The sequence below is a fragment of the Methylobacterium sp. WL18 genome (assembly GCF_008040015.1).
In the GTDB taxonomy this organism is placed as follows: Bacteria; Pseudomonadota; Alphaproteobacteria; order Rhizobiales; family Beijerinckiaceae; genus Methylobacterium; species Methylobacterium mesophilicum.
In genome coordinates, this window is record NZ_VRVD01000590.1 from 1 (window position 1) to 2,902 (window position 2,902).

Here is a 2,902-nt window from a genome sequence, read left to right on the forward strand (position 1 = left end):
CGCCGCCAACGAGGCCGCCCCGTCGCCGGACAACCGCCGCGTCGAGGTCACGGAGGCGCTGCCGCCGGACGGCGTCTGACGCCATCGACGGTCAGTGCCCGCCCGCCGCCGCGCCACCGCCGAGCTTGACCGATTTCAGGCTCAGCGCGAGGGGCACCGCGCAGGCGGCGACCAGGCCCAGCACCCAGAACACGTCGATATAGGCCCAGTAGGCGACCTCGGTCTGGAGCACGCTGCCGATCCAGGCGGTCGCCTGGCTCTGGGCCTCGACGCCGGCATAGCCGTGCTCGGAGAAGTACTGCGTCGCCTGCCGCATGGTCTCCTGGTAGCCCGGCGCCGTCGGGTTGACGCTCTCGACCAGCCGGCTCTGGTGGAACTGGCTGCGATAGGCCAGCACGTTCTGGGCGAGCGAGACGCCCATGGAGCCGCCGACGTTCCGGGCGACGTTGATCAGGGCCGAGGCCTGGTCGGTCTGGTCCTTGCGCAGGCCCTCGTAGGAGGCCGAGGTGATCGACAGGAACACCATCGGCAGGCCGATGCCGATATAGACCCGCGACCACGCGAAGAACGAAAAGGTGGTCGTGCCGTTGAGGCGCGTCAGGTCGTACATTCCCAGCGCCACAATGGTCATGCCGGCGGCGATCAGCCATTTCGGCTGCACGTAGGCCGAGGCCCGGCCGGTGAGGAACATCATCACCACCGTGACCATGCCGCCCGGGCCGAGGACGAGGCCCGACAGGGTGGCGGTGTAGCCGTAATATTCCTGCGTGATCTGCGGGATGAACTGCGTGGTGGAGATCAGGATCGCCCCGGTGAACATCATCACCAGGAAGCAGGAGCCGAACTGGCGGTTGCCGATCAGGCGCAGGTCCACCGCCGGATTCTTCTGGTTCAGGAGCCACGGGATCATGGCGACGAACGAGACGACCACGAGGACGCCGGAGACGTTCATCAGGGTCGAGGTGCCGAACCAGTCCTTCCGCTGCCCCTCGTCGAGGATGACCTCGAGCGAGCCGAGGAACACGGCGACCAGCAGGAAGCCGACGAGGTCGAACCGGATGCCCTTGCGCACCAGGGCGCGGCGCTCCTTCTTGGCCGCCTCGCTGTCCTCGATCAGCCAGTACATCAGCCCGAGCGCGATCATGCCGATCGGCCCGTTGATCAGGAAGCACCAGTGCCAGGAGGCGTTGTCCGACAGCCAGCCGCCCAGCGTCGGGCCGATCACGGGCGCGACCACGATGGCCACGCCGTAGAGGGCGAAGGCCTGCCCGCGCTTCTCGGGCGGGAACGAATCGGCGAGGATCGACTGCGCCAGCGGCGCCATGCCGCCGCCACCCAGCCCCTGCAGCACCCGGAACAGCAGCAGCGATTCGAGGCTCCAGGCGAAGCCGCACAGGATCGACGCGATGGTGAACAGGGCCACCGACCACATGAAGAACGCCTTGCGGCCGTAGCGCTTGGCCAGAAAGCTCGACGCGGTCAGCGTGATGGCGTTGGCCACCAGGTAGCTCGTCACCACCCAGGCCGCCTCGTCGGGCCCGACCGCGAGGCCGCCCGAGATGTAGCGCAGGGCGACGTTGGCGATGGTGGTGTCGAGCACCTCCATGAAGGTCGCCAGCGCCACCACGCCGGCGATCAGCCAGGGATTGTGGCCGCCGGGTGCCTTCGCCGCGGACGCCTTCGCGCCGGACGCTTTGCCTGCAGGCGACCTGCCCCCGGAGGCCTGGGCCGTGCCGGCCATCGCGGTCACCGCACCGTGACGGTGGGCACGACCGACATGCCCGGGCCGATCGACACGTCCGTCGGCCAGTCCTTCACCACGATCTTCACCGGGATGCGCTGCGTGACCTTCACGTAGTTGCCGGTGGCGTTCTGGGCCGGCAGCAGGCTGAAGGCGGTGCCCGAACCCGGCTGGACGGAGGCCACGGTGCCGTGGATCGTGCGGCTCGGATAGGCATCGATCACGAGGTCCACCGGCTGGCCGGGACGCATGTCGGCGATCTGCGTCTCCTTGTAGTTCGCCGTGACCCAGATGTCGTCCGGCACGAACATCGAGAGGCTCTGGCCGGCCTGCGCGTAGGCTCCGATGCCGCCCGTCAGCCGGACCACGCGCCCGGGCTGCACGGCCTGGATCGTCGTGTAGCCGAGGTTCAGCTCGGCCTGCTCGACCTGCGCCTTGTCGCGGGCGAGCTGCGCTTCCGTCGAGGCCTTCTGGGCCTGGAGCGAGCCGATCTGCTTCTGGGCCGCCACGACGCTCGCGTTGGCGCTCTGCACCGAAGCCTGGCGCTGCTGCAGCGTCGAGGTGGCCGACTGGGATTGCTGGACCGAGCCCGATCCGCGCTCCGCCAGGTCCTTGTACCGGGCCGCGTCCTCCTGGGCGAACTTCAGCGCCGCCTCGGCGGTGGCGACCTGGGCCTTCGACACGTCGATGTTGGCGTACTGCGCCTGGATCTGGGCGTCGATGTTCTTGATCGCCGCCGCGTCGGCCACGACCTGCGCCTTGGCCTGTTCGAGGGCGATCTTGTAGTCGCGCTGGTCGATCTGGAACAGCATCTGCCCGGCATCGACGTGCTGGTTGTCGGTGACCGGCACCGCGACGAGATAGCCGCCGACCTTCGGCTGGACCGAGATGCTGCGGGCATCGACGAACGCGTCGTCGGTGCTCTCGTAGGGGTGCATGTACAGCAGCCAGTAGAAGAACACGCCGACGCCGAGCGCGACCACCGCGAGGGCTCCGAGGATGAACGCCACCGGATGGCGCCGCAGGACGCCCGGGCGCCGCTCGTCCTCGTCCTGCTCGCCGTCCCCGGGGGCGCCGTCCTCCTGGTCGCCATCCCGGTCGGCGTCTGCCTCGGGGGCGCCCCGGTCGTCGTCCCGGGACGGCTTGCGCGCGGTCTCGGCA

The 2,902-nt window shown here is 69.3% G+C and carries 2 protein-coding genes; both read right to left on the reverse strand.

All coding sequences use genetic code 11. The features are described from left to right. Positions 1 to 91: 91 nt before the first annotated feature. Positions 92 to 1,741 carry a DHA2 family efflux MFS transporter permease subunit gene (locus tag FV228_RS25455; protein WP_147857094.1) on the reverse strand — a complete coding sequence of 550 codons (1,650 nt, stop codon included), beginning with the start codon at positions 1,739 to 1,741 and terminating at the stop codon, positions 92 to 94. 5 nt (positions 1,742 to 1,746) lie between these two features. Next, positions 1,747 to 2,902, reverse strand: a 1,156-nt coding sequence (locus FV228_RS25460; RefSeq protein WP_246694027.1) for an HlyD family secretion protein, incomplete at its 5' end; no start/stop codon positions are given.

Bases quoted from the DNA above. Each gene is read 5' to 3' on its own strand.
- FV228_RS25455 (WP_147857094.1), bottom strand. From the start codon at position 1,741: ATGGCCGGCACGGCCCAGGCCTCCGGGGGCAGGTCGCCTGCAGGCAAA.